General features: G+C 70.1%; 21 protein-coding genes and 1 riboswitch. Of the genes, 12 read left to right on the forward strand and 9 right to left on the reverse strand.

Translation table 11 applies throughout. The annotated features are described in order from the left end of the window. Positions 1 to 86 precede the first annotated feature (86 nt). The 6 genes from ACY0PA_RS25830 to ACY0PA_RS25855 all read left to right on the forward strand — a co-directional run bounded on the left by ACY0PA_RS25830 (position 87) and on the right by ACY0PA_RS25855 (position 8,720). Complete coding sequence (locus ACY0PA_RS25830; RefSeq protein WP_326774451.1) at positions 87 to 1,079, forward strand: malate dehydrogenase; 993 nt, start codon at positions 87 to 89, stop codon at positions 1,077 to 1,079. Between the two features lie 294 nt (positions 1,080 to 1,373). Next, complete coding sequence (locus ACY0PA_RS25835) at positions 1,374 to 2,918, forward strand: aldehyde dehydrogenase family protein (RefSeq protein ID WP_473080013.1); 1,545 nt, start codon at positions 1,374 to 1,376, stop codon at positions 2,916 to 2,918. Between the two features lie 102 nt (positions 2,919 to 3,020). Next, positions 3,021 to 4,559: a GMC family oxidoreductase gene (locus ACY0PA_RS25840; RefSeq protein ID WP_326774449.1), complete on the forward strand. Its 1,539-nt coding sequence runs from the start codon at positions 3,021 to 3,023 to the stop codon at positions 4,557 to 4,559. After that, the gene (locus tag ACY0PA_RS25845) at positions 4,559 to 5,752 is read left to right on the forward strand and encodes a quaternary amine ABC transporter ATP-binding protein (protein WP_473080014.1); all 1,194 of its coding nucleotides are present in this window, start codon (positions 4,559 to 4,561) and stop codon (positions 5,750 to 5,752) included. Before ACY0PA_RS25840 ends, ACY0PA_RS25845 begins: the two co-directional genes overlap by 1 nt. Further along, positions 5,752 to 7,725 carry an ABC transporter permease gene (locus ACY0PA_RS25850; protein ID WP_473080015.1) on the forward strand — a complete coding sequence of 658 codons (1,974 nt, stop codon included), beginning with the start codon at positions 5,752 to 5,754 and terminating at the stop codon, positions 7,723 to 7,725. The genes ACY0PA_RS25845 and ACY0PA_RS25850 overlap by 1 nt, the downstream gene beginning before the upstream one ends. A gap of 53 nt (positions 7,726 to 7,778) precedes the next feature. Further along, positions 7,779 to 8,720, forward strand: a complete 942-nt coding sequence (locus ACY0PA_RS25855) for an ABC transporter substrate-binding protein (RefSeq protein ID WP_473086425.1) — start codon at positions 7,779 to 7,781, stop codon at positions 8,718 to 8,720. Positions 8,721 to 8,821: 101 nt separating this feature from the next. Here ACY0PA_RS25855 and ACY0PA_RS25860 read toward each other — a convergent pair whose 3' ends face one another. Both ACY0PA_RS25860 and ACY0PA_RS25865 read right to left on the reverse strand, forming a co-directional pair. Beyond that, complete coding sequence (locus ACY0PA_RS25860; protein WP_473080016.1) at positions 8,822 to 9,310, reverse strand: carboxymuconolactone decarboxylase family protein; 489 nt, start codon at positions 9,308 to 9,310, stop codon at positions 8,822 to 8,824. Continuing rightward, on the reverse strand, positions 9,307 to 9,849 hold the full coding sequence (locus ACY0PA_RS25865) for a carboxymuconolactone decarboxylase family protein (protein ID WP_473080017.1): 543 nt from the start codon (positions 9,847 to 9,849) through the stop codon (positions 9,307 to 9,309). Before ACY0PA_RS25865 ends, ACY0PA_RS25860 begins: the two co-directional genes overlap by 4 nt. 47 nt (positions 9,850 to 9,896) lie before the next feature. Between ACY0PA_RS25865 and pdxR the strand changes: the two genes are divergently transcribed. Next, on the forward strand, positions 9,897 to 11,321 hold the full coding sequence (gene pdxR / locus ACY0PA_RS25870; protein ID WP_473080018.1) for a MocR-like pyridoxine biosynthesis transcription factor PdxR: 1,425 nt from the start codon (positions 9,897 to 9,899) through the stop codon (positions 11,319 to 11,321). Positions 11,322 to 11,490: 169 nt separating this feature from the next. Here the strand turns inward: pdxR and ACY0PA_RS25875 are convergent, their stop codons facing one another. Both ACY0PA_RS25875 and rocD read right to left on the reverse strand, forming a co-directional pair. Further along, positions 11,491 to 12,336 (reverse strand): DMT family protein, encoded by an 846-nt coding sequence (locus ACY0PA_RS25875; RefSeq protein WP_473086426.1) that lies wholly within the window; start codon positions 12,334 to 12,336, stop codon positions 11,491 to 11,493. 129 nt (positions 12,337 to 12,465) lie between these two features. After that, a complete protein-coding gene (gene rocD / locus ACY0PA_RS25880) occupies positions 12,466 to 13,764 on the reverse strand; it encodes an ornithine--oxo-acid transaminase (protein WP_473080019.1) in 1,299 nt (432 codons plus the stop codon). Between the two features lie 45 nt (positions 13,765 to 13,809). Further along, a riboswitch (ZMP/ZTP riboswitch) is annotated at positions 13,810 to 13,896 on the forward strand. Positions 13,897 to 13,957: 61 nt separating this feature from the next. On the opposite strand from rocD, the gene ACY0PA_RS25885 reads away from it, so the two are divergent. Beyond that, complete coding sequence (locus tag ACY0PA_RS25885) at positions 13,958 to 15,406, forward strand: glycine hydroxymethyltransferase (protein WP_473080020.1); 1,449 nt, start codon at positions 13,958 to 13,960, stop codon at positions 15,404 to 15,406. Positions 15,407 to 15,519: 113 nt separating this feature from the next. Here the strand turns inward: ACY0PA_RS25885 and ACY0PA_RS25890 are convergent, their stop codons facing one another. The 3 genes from ACY0PA_RS25890 to ACY0PA_RS25900 all read right to left on the reverse strand — a co-directional run bounded on the left by ACY0PA_RS25890 (position 15,520) and on the right by ACY0PA_RS25900 (position 17,922). Next, complete coding sequence (locus tag ACY0PA_RS25890) at positions 15,520 to 16,275, reverse strand: hypothetical protein (RefSeq protein WP_473080021.1); 756 nt, start codon at positions 16,273 to 16,275, stop codon at positions 15,520 to 15,522. A 143-nt stretch (positions 16,276 to 16,418) separates the two neighbouring features. Beyond that, the gene (locus ACY0PA_RS25895; RefSeq protein WP_473080022.1) at positions 16,419 to 17,282 is read right to left on the reverse strand and encodes a hypothetical protein; all 864 of its coding nucleotides are present in this window, start codon (positions 17,280 to 17,282) and stop codon (positions 16,419 to 16,421) included. Further along, entirely contained in the window at positions 17,275 to 17,922 is a 648-nt protein-coding gene (locus tag ACY0PA_RS25900) for an RNA polymerase sigma factor (protein WP_473080023.1), read from the reverse strand. Before ACY0PA_RS25900 ends, ACY0PA_RS25895 begins: the two co-directional genes overlap by 8 nt. Positions 17,923 to 18,115: 193 nt before the next feature. Here ACY0PA_RS25900 and trpS point away from each other — a divergent pair, with 193 nt between their 5' ends. Together trpS and ACY0PA_RS25910 are read left to right on the forward strand one after the other, a co-directional pair. After that, complete coding sequence (trpS, locus tag ACY0PA_RS25905) at positions 18,116 to 19,129, forward strand: tryptophan--tRNA ligase (RefSeq protein ID WP_473080024.1); 1,014 nt, start codon at positions 18,116 to 18,118, stop codon at positions 19,127 to 19,129. A 63-nt stretch (positions 19,130 to 19,192) separates the two neighbouring features. Further along, positions 19,193 to 19,774, forward strand: a complete 582-nt coding sequence (locus ACY0PA_RS25910) for a 2'-5' RNA ligase family protein (protein ID WP_473080025.1) — start codon at positions 19,193 to 19,195, stop codon at positions 19,772 to 19,774. A 36-nt stretch (positions 19,775 to 19,810) separates the two neighbouring features. Here ACY0PA_RS25910 and ACY0PA_RS25915 read toward each other — a convergent pair whose 3' ends face one another. Continuing rightward, positions 19,811 to 20,566: a decaprenylphospho-beta-D-erythro-pentofuranosid-2-ulose 2-reductase gene (locus ACY0PA_RS25915; RefSeq protein ID WP_473080026.1), complete on the reverse strand. Its 756-nt coding sequence runs from the start codon at positions 20,564 to 20,566 to the stop codon at positions 19,811 to 19,813. A gap of 197 nt (positions 20,567 to 20,763) precedes the next feature. Further along, positions 20,764 to 22,320 (reverse strand): FAD-binding protein, encoded by a 1,557-nt coding sequence (locus tag ACY0PA_RS25920; protein ID WP_473080027.1) that lies wholly within the window; start codon positions 22,318 to 22,320, stop codon positions 20,764 to 20,766. A gap of 102 nt (positions 22,321 to 22,422) precedes the next feature. On the opposite strand from ACY0PA_RS25920, the gene ACY0PA_RS25925 reads away from it, so the two are divergent. Both ACY0PA_RS25925 and ACY0PA_RS25930 read left to right on the forward strand, forming a co-directional pair. After that, positions 22,423 to 22,971: a phosphatase PAP2 family protein gene (locus ACY0PA_RS25925; RefSeq protein ID WP_473080028.1), complete on the forward strand. Its 549-nt coding sequence runs from the start codon at positions 22,423 to 22,425 to the stop codon at positions 22,969 to 22,971. Positions 22,972 to 23,009: 38 nt separating this feature from the next. Then, positions 23,010 to 24,029, forward strand: a complete 1,020-nt coding sequence (locus ACY0PA_RS25930; protein WP_473086427.1) for a decaprenyl-phosphate phosphoribosyltransferase — start codon at positions 23,010 to 23,012, stop codon at positions 24,027 to 24,029. The last annotated feature ends 54 nt before the right edge of the window (positions 24,030 to 24,083 follow it).

Raw genomic sequence — 24,083 nt, forward strand, 5'->3', positions numbered from 1 at the left:
GGGTCCGGGGCGCGATAGCCTGACGGGCGGATCTCTTGATGCCGAGAGATCGATCAAAAAAGCCCTGCTGTCATACGGAGAACGCCATGACCCGCACTCCCGTGAACGTCACCGTCACCGGCGCAGCCGGCCAGATCGGCTACGCACTGCTCTTCCGCATCGCCTCCGGCCAGCTGCTCGGCGCGGACGTGCCGGTCAACCTGCGCCTCCTGGAGATCACCCCGGCGCTCAAGGCCGCCGAGGGCACCGCCATGGAGCTCGACGACTGCGCCTTCCCGCTGCTGCAGAACATCGAGATCTCGGACGACCCGAACGTCGCGTTCGACGGCGCCAACGTCGCCCTCCTCGTCGGCGCCCGCCCTCGCACCAAGGGCATGGAGCGCGGCGACCTGCTCTCCGCCAACGGCGGCATCTTCAAGCCGCAGGGCAAGGCGATCAACGACAACGCCGCGGACGACATCAAGGTCCTCGTCGTCGGCAACCCGGCCAACACGAACGCGCTCATCGCGCAGGCCGCCGCCCCGGACGTACCGGCCGAGCGCTTCACGGCCATGACGCGCCTTGACCACAACCGCGCGCTCACGCAGCTCGCGAAGAAGACCGGCACGACGGTCGCGGACATCAAGCGCCTCACCATCTGGGGCAACCACTCCGCCACCCAGTACCCGGACATCTTCCAGGCGTCCGTCGCCGGCAAGCCGGCCATCGAGGCCATCGGCGGCGACGAGCAGTGGCTGGCCGACGCCTTCATCCCGACCGTCGCCAAGCGCGGCGCCGCGATCATCGAGGCCCGTGGCGCGTCCTCGGCCGCCTCGGCCGCGAACGCCGCGATCGACCACGTCCACACGTGGGTGAACGGCACCGCCGAGGGCGACTGGACCTCCATGGGTATCCCGTCGGACGGCTCCTACGGCGTCCCGGAGGGTCTGATCTCCTCCTTCCCCGTCACCACCAAGGACGGCAAGTACGAGATCGTCCAGGGCCTGGACATCAACGAGTTCTCCCGCGCCCGCATCGACGCGTCGGTGAAGGAGCTCGAGGAGGAGCGCGCCGCGGTCCGCGAGCTCGGCCTCATCTGATCCACGCGTCCCGCAGGTACCCCCTGGTCACCTGCACGCGGCTTCACCCGCGCCCCCGTCCGTCCGGTCGATCCGGACAGGCGGGGGCGCGGTGTTGGTGCGCGGCTTGTCTGTACAGGGCATGTTTGCATGGGCCATGTACCCCGAGTAGCGACGCCAATGGTGACATTTCGGACTTACTCACCATGTATGCCGTGACACGGACCACTTTCGGCCACGGGTTGTGCATGCTTTCCGATCCCAGGGGCAGGGGCTTCCGACGTCGCAGGCTCTCCGTGAAAAGGGAGTTCCGCGATGTTCAGGGGGACTGTTCGGGAACGGAAGGCAAAACGGGACGTGTCTGAAAACCAGAGCATTTTTGTGGATGGAGAGTGGCGCAGCGCCGCCTCCGGTTCCACGCGCGAGATTCTCGACCCGGCGGATGCCCAGCCGTTCGCACTGATCGCCGAGGGCGGCACGCAGGACGCGGACGCCGCGGTGGCCGCCGCGCGTCGCGCCTTCGACGAGGGAACCTGGCCGGCGACGCCCGTCGCCGAGCGCGCCGCGCTGCTGCGCCGCGTCGCCGATCTCCTCGTACGCGACCGGGAGAAGATCGGTCTGCTCGAGAGCCGCGACGCGGGCAAGACCGTCGAGGAGGGGCGCGTCGACGTCGACTGTGTCGCCGACGCCTTCCGGTACTTCGCCGACCTGGTCGTCTCAGAGGGCGGCGGGCGCGTCGTCGACGCCGGATCCGACGAGATCCACAGCGTCGTCGTGCACGAGCCCGTCGGCGTCTGCTCCCTGATCACCCCGTGGAACTACCCGCTTCTCCAGGCCAGTTGGAAGGTCGCCCCGGCCCTCGCCGCCGGAAACACCTTCGTCATCAAGCCGAGTGAGATCACGCCGCTGACGACGGTGGTCCTCATCGAGCTCCTGGCGGAGGCCGGCCTTCCCGCGGGCGTCGCGAACATCGTGACCGGGCCGGGCCACACCGTGGGCGCCCGGCTCGCCGAGCACCCGGACGTCGACCTCGTCTCCTTCACCGGCGGCCTGATCAGCGGTACGAAGGTCGCGCAGGCCGCGGCCGCCGACGTGAAGAAGATCGCCCTCGAACTGGGCGGCAAGAACCCGAACGTCGTCTTCGCCGACGCCTGCGAGACCGAGGAAGGCTTCGACACCGCCGTCGACCAGGCGCTGAACGCCGCCTTCATCCACAGCGGCCAGGTCTGCTCCGCCGGCGGGCGGCTCATCGTCGAGGAGTCCGTGCGCGAGCGCTTCGTCGCCGAACTCGCCCGCCGCGCCGAGAAGATCAGGCTCGGCCGCGGCACCGAGGACGGCGTCGAGTGCGGCCCCCTCGTCTCGGCCCAGCAGCGCGACAAGACCGAGTCGTACGTGGCGTCGGCCCTCGCCGAGGGTGCCGTCCTGCGCAGCGGCGGCAAGCGGCCCGAGCCCAGTGAAGTACGGCCCGCCGACGGGTACTTCTACGAGCCCACCGTCCTCGACCAGTGCCACCGCGAGATGCGCGTCGTCCGCGAGGAGGTCTTCGGACCCGTTCTGACGGTCGAGACGTTCCGCACCGAGGACGAGGCCGTCGCGCTCGCCAACGACACCGAGTACGGGCTCGCGGGCGCCGTCTGGACCGCCGACGCGGGGCGCGCGCGGCGCGTCGCCGGACGCCTTCGCCACGGCACGATCTGGATCAACGACTTCCACCCCTACCTCCCGCAGGCGGAGTGGGGCGGCTTCGGCAAGAGCGGGATCGGCCGCGAGCTGGGCCCCGCCGGGCTCGCCGAGTACCGCGAGACCAAGCACGTCTACCAGAACCTGGCGCCGAAGCCCGTGCGCTGGTTCGCGGGCTGACCACCCACCGCTCGCACCGGGCTGACCACCCGTTTCTTCCGCGCTGGGCCGGCCAACCGCACTTCGCACCGCCCATTACGCGCAGAACCTTGGAGTTGACGTATGCCTGAGAAGTCCGTGAACACGTACGACTACGTCGTCGTCGGCGGCGGCACCGCCGGGTCCGTCATAGCGTCCCGGCTGACCCAGAACCCCGACGTCACCGTCGCCGTCATCGAGGGCGGCCCGAGCGACATCGACCGCGACGACGTCCTGACCCTGCGCCGCTGGCTCGGCCTCCTCGGCGGCGACCTCGACTACGGCTACACCACCACCGAGCAGCCGCGCGGCAACTCGCACATCCTGCACAGCCGCGCCAAGGTGCTCGGCGGCTGCTCGTCGCACAACACGCTCATCTCGTTCAAGCCGCTGCCCGGCGACTGGGACGAGTGGGCGGCGGCGGGCGCCGAGGGCTGGGACCACAAGGCGATGGACCCGTACTTCGGCAAGCTGCGCAACAACATCGTGGCGGTCGACGAGAAGGACCGGAACGCGATCGCCCGCGACTTCGTCGACGCCGCGCAGACCGCCACGGGTGTGCCGCGCGTGGACGGCTTCAACAAGGCGCCGTTCAAGGACGGCGTCGGCTTCTTCGATCTCGCGTACCACCCGGAGAACAACAAGCGCTCCAGCGCCTCCGTCGCCTATCTGCACCCGCACATGGAGGCCGGTGACCGGCCCAACCTGACGCTCCTCCTTGAGACGTGGGCGTACCGGCTCGAGATGGACGGCACGCGGGCGCGCGGTGTCCACGTACGGACGAAGGACGGCGAGGAGCTGCTCGTCGAGGCGCGGCACGAGGTCGTCGTGTGCGCCGGCGCGGTCGACACGCCCCGGCTGCTCATGCACTCCGGCATCGGGCCGAAGGCCGACCTGGAGAAGCTCGGGATTCCGGTCCTGCACGACCTGCCGGGCGTCGGCGAGAACCTGCTCGACCACCCCGAGTCCGTGATCGTGTGGGAGACGGACGGACCGATCCCCGACAACTCCGCCATGGACAGCGACGCGGGCCTCTTCGTGCAGCGCGATCCGGAGGCGAGCGGGCCGGACCTGATGTTCCACTTCTACCAAATCCCGTTCACCGACAACCCGGAGCGCCTCGGCTACGTCAGGCCGGAGCACGGGGTCTCGATGACGCCGAACATCCCCAAGCCGCGCAGCCGCGGCCGCCTCTACCTGACCAGCGCGGACCCGGCTGAGAAGCCCGCCCTCGACTTCCGCTACTTCACGGACGAGGACGACTACGACGGCCGGACGCTGGTCGACGGAATCAGGATCGCTCGGGAGATCGCGAAGACCGAGCCGCTCGCCGGCTGGCTCAAGCGCGAGGTGTGCCCCGGCCCCGACGTCGTGGGCGACGAGGAGCTCGGCGAGTACGCGCGTAAGGTCGCGCACACCGTCTACCACCCCGCCGGGACCTGTCGCATGGGCGCCAGGAATGATGAACTCGCCGTGGTGGACCCGGAGTTGAGGATCCGGGGCCTGGAAGCGATCCGCATTGCCGACGCGTCCGTCTTCCCGACGATGCCGGCGGTGAACCCGATGATCGGGGTGCTCATGGTCGGGGAGAAGTGTGCCGAGCTGTTGGGTGGTGATGCGTGATGAGTACGAACACGATGTCGAACGCTGAGGTGGCGGACGCGCAGGCGGGTTCGCCGGTGTTCTCCGTGAACAGCCTGTGGAAGGTCTTCGGGCCGAAGGCCGACCGGGTGCCGGGCGACGCGGAGCTGGCCGGCCTGAGCGCCGCCGAGCTGCGCGCCCGCACCGGGTGCACCGCCGCCGTGCGCGACGTCAGCTTCGATGTGCGCAAGGGCGAGGTCTTCGTCGTCATGGGCCTCTCCGGCTCCGGCAAGTCCACCCTCGTACGCTGCCTGACCCGGCTCATCGAGCCGACCGCCGGACGGCTTTCCATCGACGGCGAGGACGTCCTCGGCATGGACAAGGGGCGCCTGCGCGAACTGCGTCGGCACCGCGCCGCCATGGTCTTCCAGCACTTCGGGCTCCTTCCGCACCGCACCGTGCTCGACAACGTCGCGTACGGCCTGGAGATCCAGGGCGTGGGCCGCGCCGAGCGGCGCGCCAGGGCGGCGGAGGTCGTCGCGAAGGTCGGCCTCGACGGCCTTGAGCAGCGGCGGCCCGGGCAGCTGTCCGGCGGTCAGCAGCAGCGTGTCGGGCTCGCGCGCGCCCTCGCGGTCGATCCCGAAGTGCTGCTGTTCGACGAGCCGTTCAGCGCCCTCGACCCGCTGATCCGCCGCGACATGCAGGAGGAGGTCATCCGGCTCCACCGCGAGGAGGGCCGGACCATGGTCTTCATCACGCACGACCTCAACGAGGCGCTGCGGCTCGGCGACCGGATCGCGCTGATGCGCGACGGCCGGATCGTGCAGCTGGGCACGCCCGAGGAGATCGTGGGCTCGCCCGCCGACGACTACGTACGCGAGTTCGTGCGGGACGTGCCGCGCGAGCAGGTCATGACCGTGCGCCGCGCGATGCGGCCCGCCGACGCCGACGAGCAGGATCGTGGCCCCGCCATCGCGCCCGGCGCGACCGTGTCGGAGGCGATCGAGGCGGTCGCCAGGACCGGGTTCGCGGTGCGGGTCATGGACGAGGGGCGGTGCCTGGGGGTCGTGGACCATGCGCGGCTGCTGGGTGTGGTGGCGGGGACGGAGACGGGGGCCTCCGTAGACGGGGGTGTGGCCGGATCCGACTCGGGCGGCACCTCCGGTTCCGGTCCCGATGCGGCCGTGGCCGACGCGCCCGCGCCCGTCACGCCGCCGGGCGAGGAGGTCGCCTGATGGCTGCAGCCAGTACCGCCACCGCCCCCGCGGCGGACACCCCGCGCTTCGGCGCCCTTGTGCGCAACCGCGCCCTCGGCAAGCTTCTGCTGCTCGCCGTCGTCGCGGCCGTCCTCGTACCGATCGTGAACGCCAAGTGGGCGAGCGGCAGTTGGCCGCACGCGCTCACCGTCGACCTGACCGAACCACTGGGCAAGACCAGTGACTGGATCATCGACAACCGGGACAGCCACCCGCTGTTCCTCTACTTCTTCGGCCACATCAGCAACGCCGTCGTCCTGAGCGTGCGCGGCGCGTACCTGGTGCTCCTCGCGGCCGGCTGGGCCGGCGTCACCGCCGCGGCCGGGCTCATCGCCTGGCGCGTCGCGGGCCTGAAGCTCGCGGCGGCCGCCGTCGCCGCGTTCCTCGTGTGCGGCTCGTTCGGCATGTGGGTGCCGACCATGCAGACCCTCGCACTGATGATCGTCGCGGTTCTCGCCTCGGTCGTGCTCGGCATGGTCCTCGGACTCGCGGCCGGACTCTCCGACCGCACGTACCGTGCGCTGCGGCCCGTCCTCGACACGATGCAGGTCTTTCCCGCGTACGCGTATCTGCTGCCGGTCGTTCTCGTGTTCGGCATCGGCGTGCCCGCGGCCGTCCTCGCGACCGTCGTCTACGCCGCCCCGCCGATGGCCCGTCTGACGGCGCTCGGACTGCGCGGCGCGGACGGCGGCGTGATGGAGGCCGTCGCCTCGCTCGGCGCGACCGCGCGGCAGCGGCTCCTGACGGCCCGGATCCCGCTCGCCCGCAAGCAACTCCTCCTCGGGCTCAACCAGACGATCATGATGGCGCTCTCGATGGCCGTCATCGCGTCGGTGATCGGCGCGGGCGGCCTCGGCGACCGCGTGTACCAGGCACTGGCCTCCGTGGACGTCGGCGCGGCCCTCGCGGCCGGCATCCCGATCGTGCTGCTCGCCGTGATCCTGGACCGTACGACGGCCGCGGCGGGAGCGCGCCTCGGCGCCGCCGAACCCGACGGCCGCCGCCTGCACGGCCCCTACGGCTGGGTCGTCGCCGCCGTTCTCACGGTGGCCGTCGCCCTCGTGGCCCGCCTCGCGGACCGCATCGACTGGCCTGACACCTGGACCGTGAACATCGCGGACCCGGTCAACAACGCCGTCGACTGGATGACCGACCACCTCTACTCCGGTGTCCCCTACATCGGCGGAACCGCCGACTGGGCCGGGCACTTCACCACCTGGGTTCTCGACCCGATCCGCGACGGGCTGCAGTGGCTGCCCTGGTGGTCCGTCCTCCTCATCGTCGCCGCGCTGGCCTGGCTGATCGGCACCTGGCGCACCGCCGTGACGGCCGTGCTCGCCATGGCCGCCATCGGCGTCCTCGGTGTGTGGAAGCCGTCCCTCGACACGCTGTCGCAGGTGCTCGCGGCCGTCGCCGTGACCCTCGTCGTCGGCTTCGCCGTCGGGATCGCGGCCGCGCGCAGCGAGCGACTCGAACGCGTGCTCAGGCCCGTGCTCGACGTCTTCCAGACGATGCCGCAGTTCGTGTATCTGATCCCGGTGGTCGCGCTGTTCGGCGTCGGCCGTGCCCCCGCGGTCGCCGCCGCCGTCGTCTACGCGCTGCCGGCCGTCGTCCGCATCACGACGCAGGGGCTGCGCCACGTCGACGCGGCCGCCATGGAGTCGGCCCGGTCGATGGGCGCGACGAGCGGGCAGCAACTGCGCCAGGTCCAGCTGCCGCTGGCCCGGCCCGCGCTGCTCCTGGCCGTGAACCAGGGTGTCGTCCTCGTCCTCGCCGTCGTGATCATCGGCGGTCTGGTGGGCGGTGGCGCGCTCGGTTACGACGTCGTGTTCGGCCTCGCCCAGGGCGACCTGGCGACCGGGCTCGTCGCCGGCGCGGCGATCGTGTGTCTCGGCCTCATGCTCGACCGGGTCACCCAGCCGACCGAACGCCGCGCGAAGAAGGGAGCGTGATCGCGATGCGAGCACTTCGATCTTTCCGCCCGGTGCGGGCACGCAGGATGACCATGGGGCTCGCGGCCGCGGGCACCCTCCTGGTGGCGACCGGTTGCGGCGCCGCCGACATGACCAAGCAGTCCTCCCCGTACGCCAACGCCCAGGGCGCGAAGACGGTGACCCTGTCGGTCCAGTCCTGGGTCGGCGCGCAGTCCAACATCGCGGTGGCCCAGTACCTGCTCAAGCACGAGCTCGGTTACCGCGTCGACACCGTCCAGGTCGACGAGGTCCCCGCGTGGGACGCGCTCAGCCAGGGCCGCGTCGACGCGATCATGGAGGACTGGGGCCACCCCGACCAGGAGCAGCGGTACGTCAAGGACAAGAAGACGATCGTGAACGGCGGCGACCTCGGCGTCACCGGGCACATCGGCTGGTTCGTCCCCACGTACTTCGCCAAGCAGCACCCGGACGTCACGAACTGGAAGAACCTCAACAAGTACGCGTCCCAGCTGCGCACCGCCGAGAGCGGCGGCAAGGGCCAGCTCCTCGACGGCTCTCCGTCGTACGTCACCAACGACAAGGCGCTGGTCAACAACCTGAAGCTGAAGTACCAGGTCGTGTTCTCCGGTTCCGAGGCGGCTCAGATCACCCAGATCAAGCAGTTCGCCAAGGCCAAGAAGCCGTTCCTGACGTACTGGTACCAGCCGCAGTGGCTGTTCAAGAAGGTGCCGATGACGGAGGTGAAGCTGCCCGCGTACAAGGAGGGCTGCGACGCCGACCCGAAGAAGGTGGCCTGCGCCTATCCGAAGACGCCGCTGCAGAAGTACCTCAACGCGGACTTCTCGAAGAGCGGCGGCAAGGCGGCCGCCTTCCTGAAGAACTTCAAGTGGACGACCGAGGACCAGAACGAGGTCTCTCTGCTCATCGCCGATCAGAAGCTGTCGCCGGACGAGGCGGCGAAGAAGTGGATCGACGAGCACGAGTCGACTTGGCGGTCCTGGCTGCCGAAGTAGCCGTAGGGCTCCTCCCCGCGCGCGTGCCGGGTGCCTTTCCTGACGGGGGCACCCGGCACGCCTGTGCGCGGGCTTCTACGGGTGGGGGCATGGGCGGCACGTCACCACTGCGGTCCGCCGGGCACGATCCGGCGGCTCACCATGAGCCGGTTCCAGCTGTTGATGACGGTGATCACGCCGAGGAGATGGGCGAGCTCGGCCTCGCCGAAGTGCTTGGCCGCCGCCTCGTACGTCTCGTCCGGTACGAAGCCGTCGGTGAGGACGGTGACGGCTTCGGTCAGCGCGAGCGCCGCCTGCTCGCGCTCGGTGAAGTGCTCGGGGGCCTCCGCCCAGGCATTGAGCAGCGCGATCCTTCCCCAAGCTCTCGACCTCGCTCGAGCAGGGGATACCCCAACTGCACTCTCGCCGTTCTTCTCGACGGCGAGGTCCACGTGCATGTCCAGGCAGAACGCGCACTCGTTGATCTGCGAGGCCCGAATCATCACCAGCTCGGCGAGAACGGGGTCGCCGAGCCCCTTCTTCGCGGCGGCGCCGAGCGCGATCATCGCGTCGCGCACACCCATGTCCAAGTGCGTCGTACGGGCTGTCACTTGAAGTCGCCCGCGGTGTAGTGCCCGGGCGCCATCCGCGTCGACACACCGAACCGGTTCCACGCGTTGATCACCGTGATCGCGGCGATCAGCTGCGTCAGCTCCTTCTCGTCGTACAGCTTCGCCGCCTTCTCGTACGTCTCGTCCGGCACGAACCCGTCGGTGAGCACGGTGATCGCCTCGGTCAGCTCGATCGCCGCGATCTCCCTCGGCGTGTAGAAGTGCTGCGACTCCTCCCAAGCGGCCAGCTGGATGATCCGCTCGACGCTCTCGCCCGCGGCGAGCGCGTCCTTGGAGTGCATGTCGAGGCAGAACGCGCAGTGGTTGAGCTGCGAAGCACGGATCTTGACCAGCTCCAGCGTCACCGGGTCGACGCCCTTACGGGCCTCCGCGTCGAGCCGGATCAGGGCCTTGTAGACCTCCGGAGCGTGCTTGGCCCAGGTCAGCCGGGGCGCGTGCTCGTGGACGTACTCCTTGGTGGTCCGGCCGGCGTCGGTGGCCGGGCCGGTGCTGTCGGTGGTGTTCTCATTCGTCGTCATGACATTGACCCTACGAACGGAGTAGCCCACGGGTATGGTCCATTTCCATGGTGAAATCCTGGGCCACTTCGCCCTCCGGCCAGGCGCTCGGTATCGATCTGCACGTCGAGCCGACCGGCTCCGGCCTGCGCAAAGGCCTGACCGACGCGCTCCGTGACGCCGTACGCGGCGGACGCCTCGCCCCAGGCGTCCGCCTCCCTTCGTCCCGCACACTCGCCGCCGATCTGGGCATCGCCCGCAACACGGTCGCCGACGCCTACGCCGACCTCGTCGCCGAGGGCTGGCTCACCGCGCGCCAGGGCTCGGGGACGTGCGTCGCACAGCGGCCGGTCGAGGCGCCCCGGCCGGCCTCGACCCGGCGCCGACGCGCTCCTGCCGGACTCCACCACGACCTGCAACCCGGCACCCCCGACCTCTCCTCGTTCCCGCGCGCCGAATGGCTCAAGGCCTCGCGCCGCGCCCTCAACGCCGCCCCGAACGACGCCCTCGGCTACGGCGATGCCCGCGGCCGCATCGAACTGCGCACCGCTCTCGCCGGCTACCTCGCCCGCGCCCGCGGCGTCCACGCCGACCCGGACCGCATCGTGATCTGCTCCGGCTTCGTCCACGGCCTGATGCTGCTCGGCGAGGTGCTGCGCAACAGGGGTGTGCGCGACGTGGCCGTGGAGACATACGGGCTCGACGTCCACTGGGGCATCCTGACGCGGTCAGGCCTGCGCACCCATCCCCTTCCCCTCGATCAACTCGGCACCTGCACAGATGAGTTGGCGACCGGCGAACCGGATGTGGGCGCCGTCCTCCTGACCCCCGCCCATCAGTTCCCGGTGGGCGGGGCCCTGCACCCCGACCGCCGGACCGCTGTTGTCGACTGGGCTCGCCGCACCGGCGGACTGATCCTGGAGGACGACTACGACGGCGAGTTCCGCTATGACCGTCAGCCCGTCGGCGCCCTCCAGGGCCTCGACCCCGACCGCGTCGTCTACTTCGGCACGGCCAGCAAATCCCTCGCACCCGGTCTGCGCCTCGGCTGGCTGGTGCTGCCGCCCTCCGTCACTGGGGAGGTGATCGAGGCGAAGGGCGTCGTCGACTGGTCATGCGGCGTCCTCGACCAGCTGACCCTCGCGGAGTTCATCGACTCGGGCGCCTACGACCGCCATGTCCGCGGCGCCCGCCTGCGCTACCGCCGCCGCCGCGATCAGCTCGTCGCCGCCCTCGCCGAACGCGCCCCCGACGTCCGCGTCACCGGAATCGCCGCCGGACTGCACGCCGTCCTCCAACTCCCGCCCGGCACCGAACAGTCCGTGGTCCGCGCCGCCGCCTGGCAGCGCCTCGGAGTTGCCGGCCTCTCCAGGTTCCGTCACGAAGCGGCCCCCGCCGCACCACGCCTGGACGCCCTGGTGGTCGGCTACGGAACCCCACCGGACCACGCCTGGACCAGCGCGCTCGAGGCGTTGTGCCGGGTGCTGCCTTAGGGGCGGGCATCAGGCAGTGGACGGCCCGGGTTGCGCGTCTCGGGTTGCGCGTCTCGGGTTGCGCGGCCCGGGTTCGGGTCGGGCGGCCAAGGGGGGCGGGTCGGGGCGGGGGCAGCTCAGGATCCGGTCGGGTCGGGTCAGAACAGGTTCGGGTCGGGTGGGATTCGGGTCAGACCCGGGCCGGCGCGGGCGCGTCCCCCACCGGCGCCTCCCCGAAGCGCGCCAGCGCCAGCGCCCCCGCCACGGCCACCACGAACCCGAGAGCCGCCAGCCAGGCCAGCCCCTCGCGCGTGCGATCCCCGAGCCAGATCACCCCGACGAGCGCCGGCCCCACCGTCTCGCCCACGACCATCCCCGCAGTGGCCGTGGTCACCGACCCCCTCTGCAACGCCGAGGTCAGCAACAGAAACGCCGCACCCCCACCGAGCAGCAGCGCATACGTCGCCGGATTGCTCAGCAACGCGCCGGGCGACACATCGTCGATGAGCCGCACCGACACCTCCACCACCCCGAACCCGAACCCCGAACCGAGCCCCAGCGCGAGCGCCCGCCCCTTCCCAGGAAGCTGCCCGGCCACCGCCCCGATCAACAACACGCCCAGCGCTGTCCCCAACATCGCGTACCGCAACGCGTCCGAACCGGCCTTGTCTCCCTCCGTCCCCGACGCCAGCCCCAACATCGCAAGCCCCGCCACCACTACTCCGACGGCGCCCCACTCAACACCGCTCAACCGCACATCCAGCAGCCGCGAGGCAACTACCGCCGTCACCGCCAGACTCGCGGCGAGCGCCGCGCCGACGGCATAGATCGGAATGGACCGCAGCGCCGCGACCTGCAACACGAACCCGAGGAGGTCGAGTCCCAGCCCGGCGACATAACGCCACTGCCGCAGCGCCCGCAGCAACAATGCGGCGTCGACGCCGGACCCCGACCCCGGCTCCGCGGCCCGCGCGGCCATCGCCTGCAACACGGAAGCCGTACCGAAACAGACCGCAGCCCCGAGCGCGCAAACCATTCCAAGAAGCACAAAGCGACTGTAGAGGGTGCCCCGCACCAGCCGGTCCGCGGGCGGCCCACCCTCCGGGGGCGCTCCCGTGAACGGCCGGACCACGAGCCGGCGGCCCCTGCCAGAGGCGCACCACCGTCAGACCGTCAGGACCGCCCGAAGCTGGTCGAGCCCCCAGTCCAGGTCCTCCTTGCTGATGACCAGAGGGGGAGCGAGCCGGATCGTGCTCCCATGGGTGTCCTTGACCAGGACGCCCTTGTCCATCAACTTCTCCGAGATCTCCCTCCCCGTTCCGTACGACGGATCGATGTCGACCCCCGCCCACAGCCCGCGTCCCCGCACCTGCGTCACCTTGCCCGTGCCCACCAGTAGCCTGAGCTCCGCGTGCAGGTGCTCGCCCAGCTCCGCCGCCCGCTGCTGGAACTCCCCGGTGCGCAGCATCGCGATGACCTCGAGCGCCACCGCACAGGCCAGCGGGTTCCCGCCGAACGTCGACCCGTGCTCACCCGGCTTGAACACCCCCAGCACCTCGCTGCTGGACACCACCGCCGACACCGGCACGACCCCACCGCCGAGCGCCTTGCCCAGTACGTACATGTCGGGCACCACGCCCTCGTGCTCACAGGCGAATGTCCGCCCGGTCCGCCCGAGCCCCGACTGGATCTCGTCGGCGATGAACAGCACGTTCCGCTCGCGGGTCAACTCCCTTACCGCCGACAGGTATCCGGCCGGTGGTACGAGGACACCGGCCTCGCCCTGGATCGGTTCGAGCAGCACCGCGACGGTGTTCTCGGTGACAGCGCCGCGCAGTGCCGTCAGATCGCCGTACGGCACGATCTCGAAGCCCGGCGTATAGGGACCGAAGTCCGCGCGCGCCTCCAGGTCCGTGGAGAAGCTGACGATGGTCGTGGTGCGCCCGTGGAAGTTGTTGCCCGCCACGATGATCTTCGCCCTGCCGTCGAGCACCCCCTTGACCTGGTACCCCCACTTTCTCGCCGTCTTCACGGCGGTCTCCACTGCCTCCGCCCCTGTGTTCATCGGCAGCACCATGTCCATGCCGCACAGCTCCGCGAGCTGGGTGCAGAACTCGGCGAACCGGTCGTGGTAGAAGGCGCGGGACGTCAGCGTCACCCGCTCCATCTGCGCCTTGGCGGCCTCGATGAGCCGCCGGTTCCCATGGCCGAAGTTGAGAGCCGAGTAGCCCGCGAGCATGTCGAGGTACCGGCGCCCCTCGACATCCGTCATCCACGCCCCCTCCGCCGTGGCGACCACAACGGGCAGCGGATGGTAGTTGTGCGCACTGTGCGCTTCGGACGCGGTGATGAAGGTTTCCGTTACGGCATTCGGAGGAGTCACAGCAGTCACGGGATCTCCGTTCTTACGGCTCTTATGACGCGAAGACGTGGGCCTGTGGCCCCTTCCTATCGTCGCTCGCATCGTGGACCGGGACACCTCGCCTCCCGGCGCGCCCGGTAGGGTGGCCCGCAGGGCCGTGACTGGCGCGCTGGGATGGGACCGACCATCGGGGAGCGGCCTGTGAACTGTGTGCCGTGCGCCTGGGCCGACCCGTGAACCTCCCGCTCTCGACTTCGCTCGGGCAGTGGAGGTCCCATCCGTCCGGAGGTCCGTCATGTCAGAGCCCACCCTCTCCACCGAATCCGTAGCGTTCCGCAGCGCCCTCGACGTGATCCGCGCGGTCGAGCCCCGCGTGGCAGACGCCATCGGCCAGGAAATCGCCGACCAGCGCGAGATGCTCAAGCTGATCGCCAGCGAGAACTACGCCTCCCCGGCAACCCTCCTCGCGATGGGCAACTGGTTCAGCGACAAGTACGCCGAGGGCACCGTCGGCCGCCGTTTCTACGCCGGCTGCCGCAACGTCGACACCGTCGAGGCCCTCGCCGCCGAACACGCCCGCGAGCTCTTCGGCGCCCGCCATGCCTATGTCCAGCCGCACTCCGGTATCGACGCCAACCTCGTCGCCTTCTGGGCCGTCCTCGCCCAGCGCGTCGAGGCCCCCGCCCTGGAACTGGCCGGCGTCCGCAACGTGAACGACCTCTCCGACGCCGACTGGGCCGAGCTCCGTCAGGCCTTCGGCAACCAGCGCATGCTCGGCATGTCCCTCGACGCCGGTGGCCACCTCACCCACGGCTTCCGCCCCAACATCTCCGGCAAGATGTTCGACCAGCGCAGCTATGGCACCGACCCGCAGACCGGCCTCGTCGACTACGAAGCCCTGCGCGCCACCGCCCGCGACTTCAAGCCGCTGATCATCATCGCCGGCTACTCCGCGTACCCCCGCCTCGTGAACTTCCGCATCATGCGCGAGATCGCCGACGAGGTCGGGGCGACCCTCATGGTCGACATGGCGCACTTCGCGGGCCTCGTCGCCGGCAAGGTCCTCACCGGCGACTTCGACCCGGTGCCGCACGCCCAGATCGTCACCACCACGACGCACAAGTCGCTGCGCGGCCCGCGCGGCGGCATGGTGCTCTGTGACGACTCGCTCGCCGACCAGGTCGACCGCGGCTGCCCGATGGTCCTCGGAGGTCCGCTGCCCCACGTCATGGCCGCCAAGGCCGTGGCCCTGGCCGAGGCCCGCCGCCCCGAGTTCCGCGACTACGCCCAGTCCGTCGTCGACAACGCCCGCGCCCTCGCAGAGGGCCTGACCCGCCGCGGCGCCACCCTCGTCACGGGCGGCACGGACAACCACCTCAACCTCATCGATGTCGCCACCTCCTACGGGGTCACCGGCCGCCAGGCCGAGAACGCGCTCCTCGACTCCGGCATCGTCACCAACCGCAACTCCATCCCCTCCGACCCCAACGGGGCCTGGTACACGTCCGGCATCCGCATCGGCACCCCCGCTCTGACCACCCGCGGCCTGGGCATCGCAGAGATGGACGAGGTCGCCGGCCTCATCGACCGCGTGCTCACCGCCGCCGAACCGGGCACCACCAGCAAGGGTGCGCCTTCCAAGGCCCAGCACATCCTGGACGAGAAGGTCTCCGACGAGGTCTCCACGCGAGCGTCCGACCTGCTGAGCGGCTTCCCGCTCTACCCGGAAGTCGACCTCACCTGATCGCTTGACCTCCTAACCCTGCTAACCCTGTGATCTCCTGACCGGCCCGTCACCAGCCGCACCCACGGGCCGGTCAGTGCGTACTCGCAGCCGTGAGAGCTGAAGGGCGACTCTCAGGAGTCGACCAGCTGCTGCCGTGGTCCGGTGTCCGGCGGGGTCTCGCCCGTCCCGCGACGACGCGGCAGCCTGCCGGCCTGCGGCCGCAGTACCAGAGCCAGCGCGGCACCCGCCGCCAGCCCCGGTATCGCCCACCACCAGTCCGTCCCCTCGCCCGCCCGGGCTGCTGAGGCCCGCGCGCCTGTGGACTGCCCAGCATCGCGACTGTCGGCTGCCGGAGCCGGAGCTTTACCGAGCGCTTCCTTCGACCGGTCGGGCGACTGCCACGGTGCCGGGAAAATCGGGCTCCCGCCCTTTTGGGACCGCTTGCCCATGACTCCGAGGTCCTTCAGCAGCGCGCGCAGCTCCGCCGGCTTCTGCGCCTTGTGCCAGTACCCGTTGTAGGAGTCCGGCACGTGCGTCGCTGTGTGTATCCAGACGTCCTTCGTGCCCGGCGAGTCCGGATAGACCCGGTCGACCCGCCACGGCAGCACGTCGTGCACCAGCCAGGTGACATTGAGCTGACGTCCCGCGCCTATACCCAAGCCGGGAGGCTCCTCCCGTCGGCCCAGGTCCGGCTCGCCCAGGAGGCTTTCCAGCGGCCCGTACTTCTGGTCACTGAAGTAGAGCGACGCGCTCTGGCCGCTCTCGGGCGACACCACCAGAACGCTCGTCGGTCCGCCGGCCGACGCCCCTGACGCGCTCAGCAGCATCGCGGCGAGTGCCGCCGTCAGTGCCACCGTCAGCGCGGCCAGCCTTCGTAGTGTTCGCATGCGTTCCCCGTTCCCCCAGCTGGTCCCGGCGCGGCCCGCCCGTGCCGATTCACTTCTGGTACACCGCTCGACCTGACCGGGTTCCCAACTTTGGCGCGTGAGTTCTCTGGTGTGCGGGAGCCCGCCGGCTCAGCCCGCGGACATCAGCGGACGGCGTCCGGCTTCCGTGTCGACCGTGCGATCTCCATCGCCCGCTGCTGGGAGTCGATTCCCTCCAGGCGGAGGGTCACCTGCTGCCGACGGGTCCACAGGAGCGTCGGGCCCGCGGTGCGTTCCGAGCGGGTCCACCGGTCGCCATTGCCGTCGAGCATCCAGAAACTGAGCAGATGGGGCTGGGCAAACCACAGCCCCGTATCCGGGCCGAGGTCGACCCAGCGCGGCTGCATACGCACCGATTTCGTGTACCCGATGTCGAGCTGGGCCGGGTACTCGTCGAGTCGGATCGTGTGCCCGTCCTCGCGCCAGCACAGCGTGATCAAGAATCGCGATTTCGGTTCCCGCGTCACCGTGACGGCGTCCGGCATCCCCAGCTCGTCCGGCACCAGGGGTTCGAATCCGGCTTCTCGTCGGGCCTCACCCAGCGAGAGCGACGTACCGCACCCGGGGACATGAGCACCGGACGACGGCAGGGCCGAGGGGTCGTACCGGACCTCCACCCCGCCGAAGCCGAACCAGTCGGCGACCGCGGCCCGCACCGGAGGCGTGAGCACGAGCACGGTCAGCACTCCGCACATCCCCGCAGTGAGCATCCGCCACCGCTTCCGTATCCAGCGGCGCGCCAGTCGCACCCGGGCAGGGGCCGCCCCCGGCTCGGCCACCGGCGCCGGAACCGACTCGGCGAGTATCTGCGCCAGTACCCGCTCGGCCATCGACTCGCCGCCTGGGCCCAGACCGTCCAGGGACCTGCCCAGCGCCCGCAGCTCATCCGGCAGCCCACGACCCGCGCGGGGCCCGGGCTCCTTGCCGGGGCCGTGGCTCCCGTCGTCCTCGTGGCGCGGCTCACTCATGCTCATCACCTCCCTCCCGCGGGTCCAGCTCGGCCGGAAGAATCCGCTTCAGCTTCCGCAGCGCGCGGCTGAGCCTCGACTTCACTGTGCCGCGCGGCCAGCCGAGCGCCTCGGCCGTCTCCGCTTCGTCCATCTCCAGCAGATACCGGTACGTGACGACCAGCCGATGCTCCTCGCTCAGCTCCTCGAGCGCGGCGAGCAATGCCGTCCGTCGCTCGTCGTGGACGGCCGCGACCGCCGGATCCGTGGTCTCCGGTATCAGCGGCTCGGCCTCTATCAACGTCGCTTCCCGCCCCACGACCGAACGCTGTCGCACCGCCGAGCGCACTGTGTTCCTCGTCTCATTGGCGACGATCGCGAGCAGCCACGGCTTGAACGACGAGTCGTCCCGAAACTGTCCCAGGGCGCAGTAGGCCTTGAAAAAGGCCTGCTGCACCACGTCCTCCGCGTCCGCGCCCGCCCCGAGGGCCCGGGCCGCCCGGAGCGCCAGCCCGGTGAAGGCGCGCACCAACGCCGCGTACGCCTCCACATCTCCGGCGCGCACGCGAGCGACCACCGCACGCTCGTCGTCGACGACGCGGCCCCCCTCCAGGACCTCCCCCTGTGTCCTCACATCGTTGATACACCGCACCCCGCGCATCGGTTCCCACCCGTCGCACAGGTTTTTCCGAACTCGCTCCGCAGGCAGGTCCGAAGGGAGATCTCGGAGCCAGATCCCGGCGACACGCCGGGCAGGGTGGGCGACGGCTCTCCGTACAGGCTTTCGGCACTTGTCGTGGACCCGTCGCCCACCTGTTTCCAACCAATGAGAGACACCTGAGACAATGAGGAGCATGGCCTCTGATCGTCCACGCGTGCTCTCCGGAATCCAGCCCACCGCAGGCTCGTTCCACCTCGGCAACTACCTCGGCGCGGTCCGCCAGTGGGTGGCGCTGCAGGAGTCTCACGACGCGTTCTACATGGTTGTGGACCTGCACGCGATCACCGTGCCGCAGGACCCGAAGGAACTCCGGGCCAACACCCGGCTCGCCGCGGCGCAGCTCCTCGCCGCCGGCCTGGACCCGGACCGCTGCACGCTGTTCGTGCAGAGCCACGTCCCCGAGCACGCGCAGCTCAGCTGGGTCATGAACTGTCTGACGGGCTTCGGCGAGGCCTCCCGCATGACGCAGTTCAAGGACAAGTCCGCCAGGCAGGGCGCCGACCGCGCGACCGTCGGCCTCTTCACGTACCCGATCCTCCAGGTCGCGGACATCCTGCTCTACCAGGCCGACCAGGTGCCTGTAGGAGAGGACCAGCGTCAGCACATCGAGCTGACGCGCGACCTCGCCGAGCGCTTCAACGGCCGCTTCGGTGAGACCTTCACGGTCCCGGCGCCGTACATCCTCAAGGAGACGGCGAAGATCTACGACCTCCAGGACCCGTCGATCAAGATGAGCAAGTCGGCGTCGACGCCGAAGGGGCTCGTCAACCTTCTCGACGAGCCGAAGATCACCGCCAAGAAGGTCAAGAGCGCGGTCACCGACACCGACACCGTGATCCGGTTCGACCCGGAGAACAAGCCGGGCGTCAGCAACCTCCTCGCCATCTACTCCACCCTCACCGGCACAGGTATCCCGGAACTGGAGCAGAACTACGAGGGCAAGATGTACGGTGCGCTCAAGACGGACCTGGCAGAGGTCATGGTGGACTTCGTGACACCGTTCCGGACCCGTACCCAGGAGTACCTGGACGACCCGGAGACGCTCGACTCGATCCTGGCCAAGGGCGCGGAGAAGGCGCGTGCTGTCGCCGCCGAAACCCTCGCCCAGGCATACGACAAGGTCGGGCTGCTGCCCGCGAAGCACTGAGCCCCAGCCCGGCCTGAACGGCCTTACCGCCACCCGCCCACCGCACGACGACAGGAGTACGACGTGGGGACCGTAACGATCGGCGTTTCGATCGCGGTCCCGGAGCCACACGGCAGCCAGCTCCAGGAGCGGCGCACGGGCTTCGGTGACCCCGCGGCGCACGGCATCCCCACGCACGTCACTCTGCTCCCGCCGACCCAGGTTGAGGACGGGTCGCTGCCTTCGATCGAGGCCCATCTCGAGGAGGTCGCCGCCGCGGGGCGGAACTTCGCGATGCGGCTCGCGGGGACGGGAACCTTCCGTCCGCTGTCTCCTGTTGTGTTCGTACAGGTCGCGGAGGGCGCCGAGGCCTGCACATGGCTGCAGAAGCAGGTACGTGACGCGTCGGGTCCGGTCGCGCGCGAGCTGCAGTTTCCCTATCACCCGCACGTCACGGTGGCGCACGGCATCGCGGAGGAAGCGATGGACCGGGCATACGAGGACCTCGCCGGATATGAGGCGGCCTGGCAGTGCACCGGATTCGCGCTGTACGAGCAGGGCGCCGACGGTATCTGGCGCAAGCTGCGCGAGTTCCCCTTCGGCGGCCCGGCCGTGCCCGCGCAGGGTCCCGACCGTTCGAAGCGGGGCCGACAGCCGGCTCGCTGAGGCGAAGCGAGTCGTCCGTCCGCTGTCCGACGCGGCTTACATCGGCAGGCGCCGGAACACCGGACGCGGAACATGCCTCAGCGCCGACATCACCATGCGCAGCGCCCCCGGCACCCACACGGTCTCCGACCGGCGCCTGAGCCCCGTCTCGATCGCCTGCGCGACCGCTTCCGGCGTGGTGGCCATCGGCGCTTCCGTCATGCCCGCCGTCATCTTTGACCGTACGAAGCCGGGGCGCACGACCATCACATGCACGCCGGTGCCGTGGAGCGCGTCGCCGAGGCCCTGCGCGAAGGCGTCCAGACCGGCCTTGCTCGACCCGTAGATGAAGTTGGACCGGCGCGGCCGCTCACCCGCGACCGACGAGAGCACCACCAGCGAGCCGTGGCCCTGGGACTGCAGAGCGCGGGCGCAGATGAGGCCCGCCGATACCGCGCCGGTGTAGTTGGTCTGCGCGACGCGCACCGCGGACAGTGGCTCGTCCTCGTCGCGGGCCTGGTCGCCGAGGATCCCGAACGCCAGCAGCACCATGTCGATGTCGCCCTCGGCGAACACCTTGCCCAGCGTCACCTCGTGGGCTTCGGAGTCGAGCGCGTCGAAGGCGACGGTACGGGCGTCGGCGCCCATGTCGCGGAGTTCGGCCGCCGCACGGTCGAGGGCGGGGGACGGGCGGCCGGCCAGCCACACCGTTCGGGTCCGCCGCGCCACGAGGCGTCGGGCGGTGGCGAGGGCGATCTCGGAGGTGCCGCCGAGGACGAGCAGGGACTGGGGGGTGCCGAAGGCGTCCTTCATGAGAACCGAACTCCAAATAGGCGGGACTGAAATCGGTGGGGGCGGGATGGGAACCCGGACGGCCCGAGCGGTGTACCAAAGGTGAATCGGTGCGGAGGGGCCGTGCCGGGCGAGGGGAGTACGACGTGCGCGCGATGTGGGGGAGCGATTGCCGGGATGTGCGAGGGCCCTGGTCGTGGCACTCGTTCCCGATCCATTCAGAGTCCGAGGCGCCGGGACAGATCCGAGCGAAACACGCCTCGCGGGTCCAACTGGGCTCGCAGGGCGCGGAATTCGTCGAGTCGGGGATACATCGTCGAGAGCAGTTCGGGCCTTAGCCGCGCGTCCTTGGCGAGGTAGACGCGTCCGTCCGCCGCGGCCACCTCCTCATCTAGTTCGTCGAGGAACGTGCCGAGTCCCGGCAGGTTCGCGGGAATGTCGAGGGCCAGCGTCCAGCCGGGCATGGGAAAGGAAAGCCAGCCGGGATCCCCGTCGCCGAAGCGCTTGAGGACTGCCAGGAAGGAGGGGCACCGCCGCTCGGAGATGCGCTGCACGATGCGGCGAAGCGCTTCCTCCTGGCCGTATCCGACGACGAATTGGTACTGGACGAATCCACTGCGCCCATAGATGCGATTCCAGTGCGGTACGCCGTCGAGAGGGTGGAAGAACGAGGAGAGCTTCTGGATCTCGCCGACGCGTGACGTAGGGGCCTTGCGGTACCAGAGCTCGTTGAAGAGGCCGACGGTCCTCCGGCCCAGGAGCCCCTCGGGCACGAATCCGGGCGGTGCTGGGAGCTGCCCGGGGTGAAATGCCAGTGGCGCCTTGCGGGCCCGTGCGGGAACGGCGTCCAGCGGGGCGTGATCACCGCGTGTGAGTACCGAGCGGCCCATCGAGGCGCCGCGGGCCAGGAGGTCGATCCAGGCGACTGAGTAGCGGTAGAGGTGATCGGTCTCGGTGAGGCGGGCCATCAAGTCGTCGAGGTCAACGACACGTTCGGTGTCGACCGACATGAACGAGGTTTCGACAGAGAGGAGTTGGAGGGTGACGGTGAGGATGATCCCGGTGAGCCCCATGCCGCCGGTCGTGGCGTCGAAGAGCTCGCTGCCGCGCTCGACGATCCGCACCTCACCGTCGGCCGTGAGCAGTTCCAGGGCGAGGACGTGGCGAGAGAACGAGCCCGAGACGTGGTGGTTCTTGCCGTGGATATCGGCGCCGATCGCGCCGCCGACCGTGACGTAGCGGGTTCCGGGGGTCACGGGGACGAACCAGCCCAGAGGGAGGAGGACTTCCATCAGGCGGTGCAGCGAGACGCCCGCGTCGCACAGGACGGTCCCGCCGGACGCGTCGATCGCATGAATGCGGTCCAGGCCGGTCATGTCCAGGACGCTGCCGCCGGCGTTCTGTGCCGCGTCTCCGTAGGCCCGGCCCAGGCCACGGGCGATGTTGCCCCGGTGGCCCGGCGTCCCGCACGCACGGACCATGGCTGCCGCTTCAGCGTAGGAGCGGGGGCGCACGATGCGGGCGGCGGTGGGGGCGGTGCGGCCCCAGCCGGTCACGGGGACGGTGTCGAAGATACCGCCGGAGGGACCGTCGTGGGCGGCGTCGGGGGGAGGCGAAGCGGTGGGGGGAGCGCTGTGTGCTGGGACGGCCGGGGAGACGGGCGCAGGCGTGGGTGCAGGGGTGAGAGGCACGGCTGGGGCGGCTGGGCCGGGGGGTGTGGCGCCGGGGGCGGCGGTGGGTGTGCGGGCAGCGGGGGGAGTGGGATCGGCAGCCATGAATGCGACCGTATCGCCCATAGATAGGGCTTTCGCCCCAAACGAACCAAGCTCTCACCGAAATGGGTGATTGAGTGGATGTCACACCAAATTGTCTGAGTTATGGGGGCTCTGGCCCGCAGAGTGAGCCTCGTGGACGACATGGACCGCCGATTGCTGTCGGCATTGCGCGACTGCGGTACGGACCGGCGCGTGGCAGTGGCCGCGCGCGCACTGTCCTGGAGCGGGGAGCACGGGGCGCTCTGGCTGGGCGCGGGGCTGCTGGGTGCAGCGGTCGACCGGGAGCGGCGAGAGGCGTGGCTGCGCGGTACGGCGCTGACCGCCGCGGCGCACCTGGCCAGCATGGGGGTCAAGCGGGTCGTCCGGAGGCCGCGGCCGGGCGCGGAGATCGGTGTGGAACCACTTGTGCGGACGGCGGGGCGGCATTCCTTCCCCAGCTCGCACGCGGCTTCGGCCGCCGCTGCGGCGGTGGCGTACGGGGCGTTGAGGCCGGTGGGGGCGCGGCTCGTCCCGCCTTTGGCGGCGGCGATGTGCGTCTCGCGCATGGTCGTCGGGGTGCACTACCCGTCGGACGTGGCCGCGGGGGCTGCACTCGGGGCGGTCGCCGCGCGGCTCGGCGCTCATTGGGTGGCCGGGGGTATTCGGCGATGACGGAACGGACTGAGCGAAGAGAAGGGGTGGGGAACGCGATGGACGCGGGGGCGGGGAGAGCGGAAGACGGGACGTCGTTGGCGCATGCCTCCGAACAGGCGCGGCACGGGGCGCCCACGACGTTGTTGGACCGGCCGCGGGGGCAGTCGGTGCCGGGGCCGCGCGCGGCGACGAAGCTCGGCCTGCCGGCCGGCTTGTTGAAGACGGCGAGGCCGCGGCAATGGGTGAAGAACGTGCTCGTTGTGGCCGCGCCCGCGTCGGCCGGTGAGCTGTTTTCGTGGCATGCGGCGGCACAACTGGTCATGGTCTTCCTGCTGTTCACGGCCGCTGCCTCCGCCGTGTATTTGATCAATGATGCGCGGGACGCCGAGGCGGACCGGGCGCACCCGGTCAAGCGGAACAGGCCCGTGGCCGCAGGGCACGTTCCGGTGGCGATGGCCTATGCGGTCGGGGGCGGGCTCGCGGTTCTCGCGCCGCTGGTGGCCGCGGCCCTGTGCACCCCGATGACGGCGGTGCTGCTGACCGCCTACGTCGGGATGCAACTGGCGTACTGCATCAGTCTCAAGCACGTTCTCGTCGTCGATCTTGTCGTGGTGACCACCGGGTTCCTGATGCGGGCCATGATCGGCGGGCTCGCGCTGGGGATTCCCCTGTCGCGGTGGTTTCTGATCACGACGGGGTTCGGGGCGCTGTTCATGGTGTCGGCCAAGCGGTACTCCGAGGCCGTGCAGATGGCCGGGAAGGCCGGGATGACGCGGGCGTTGCTGTCGGAGTACACGACCGGCTATCTGCGGTTCGTCTGGCAGCTTGCCGCAGGGGTGGCCGTTCTCGCCTACTGCCTCTGGGCCATGGAGGAAGGCGGGGCGGCGAGAACAAGTCTGCTGCCGTGGAGACAGCTGTCGATGGTGGCTTTCATTCTCGCCGTCCTGCGCTACGCGGTCTTCGCCGACCGTGGCACGGCGGGTGAGCCGGAGGACGTCGTTCTGCGGGACAGAGCACTGGTCGTGATCGGCCTGGTGTGGGTGGCGATGTACGGGCTCGAGGTCGCCAACTGGTGAGTGTCGAGCGAAAGCGTGTCGAGTGAGGGCGTGTCGAGCGAGAGCGTGCTGAGG

Source organism: Streptomyces sp. DS1-CR2 (assembly GCF_055760475.1).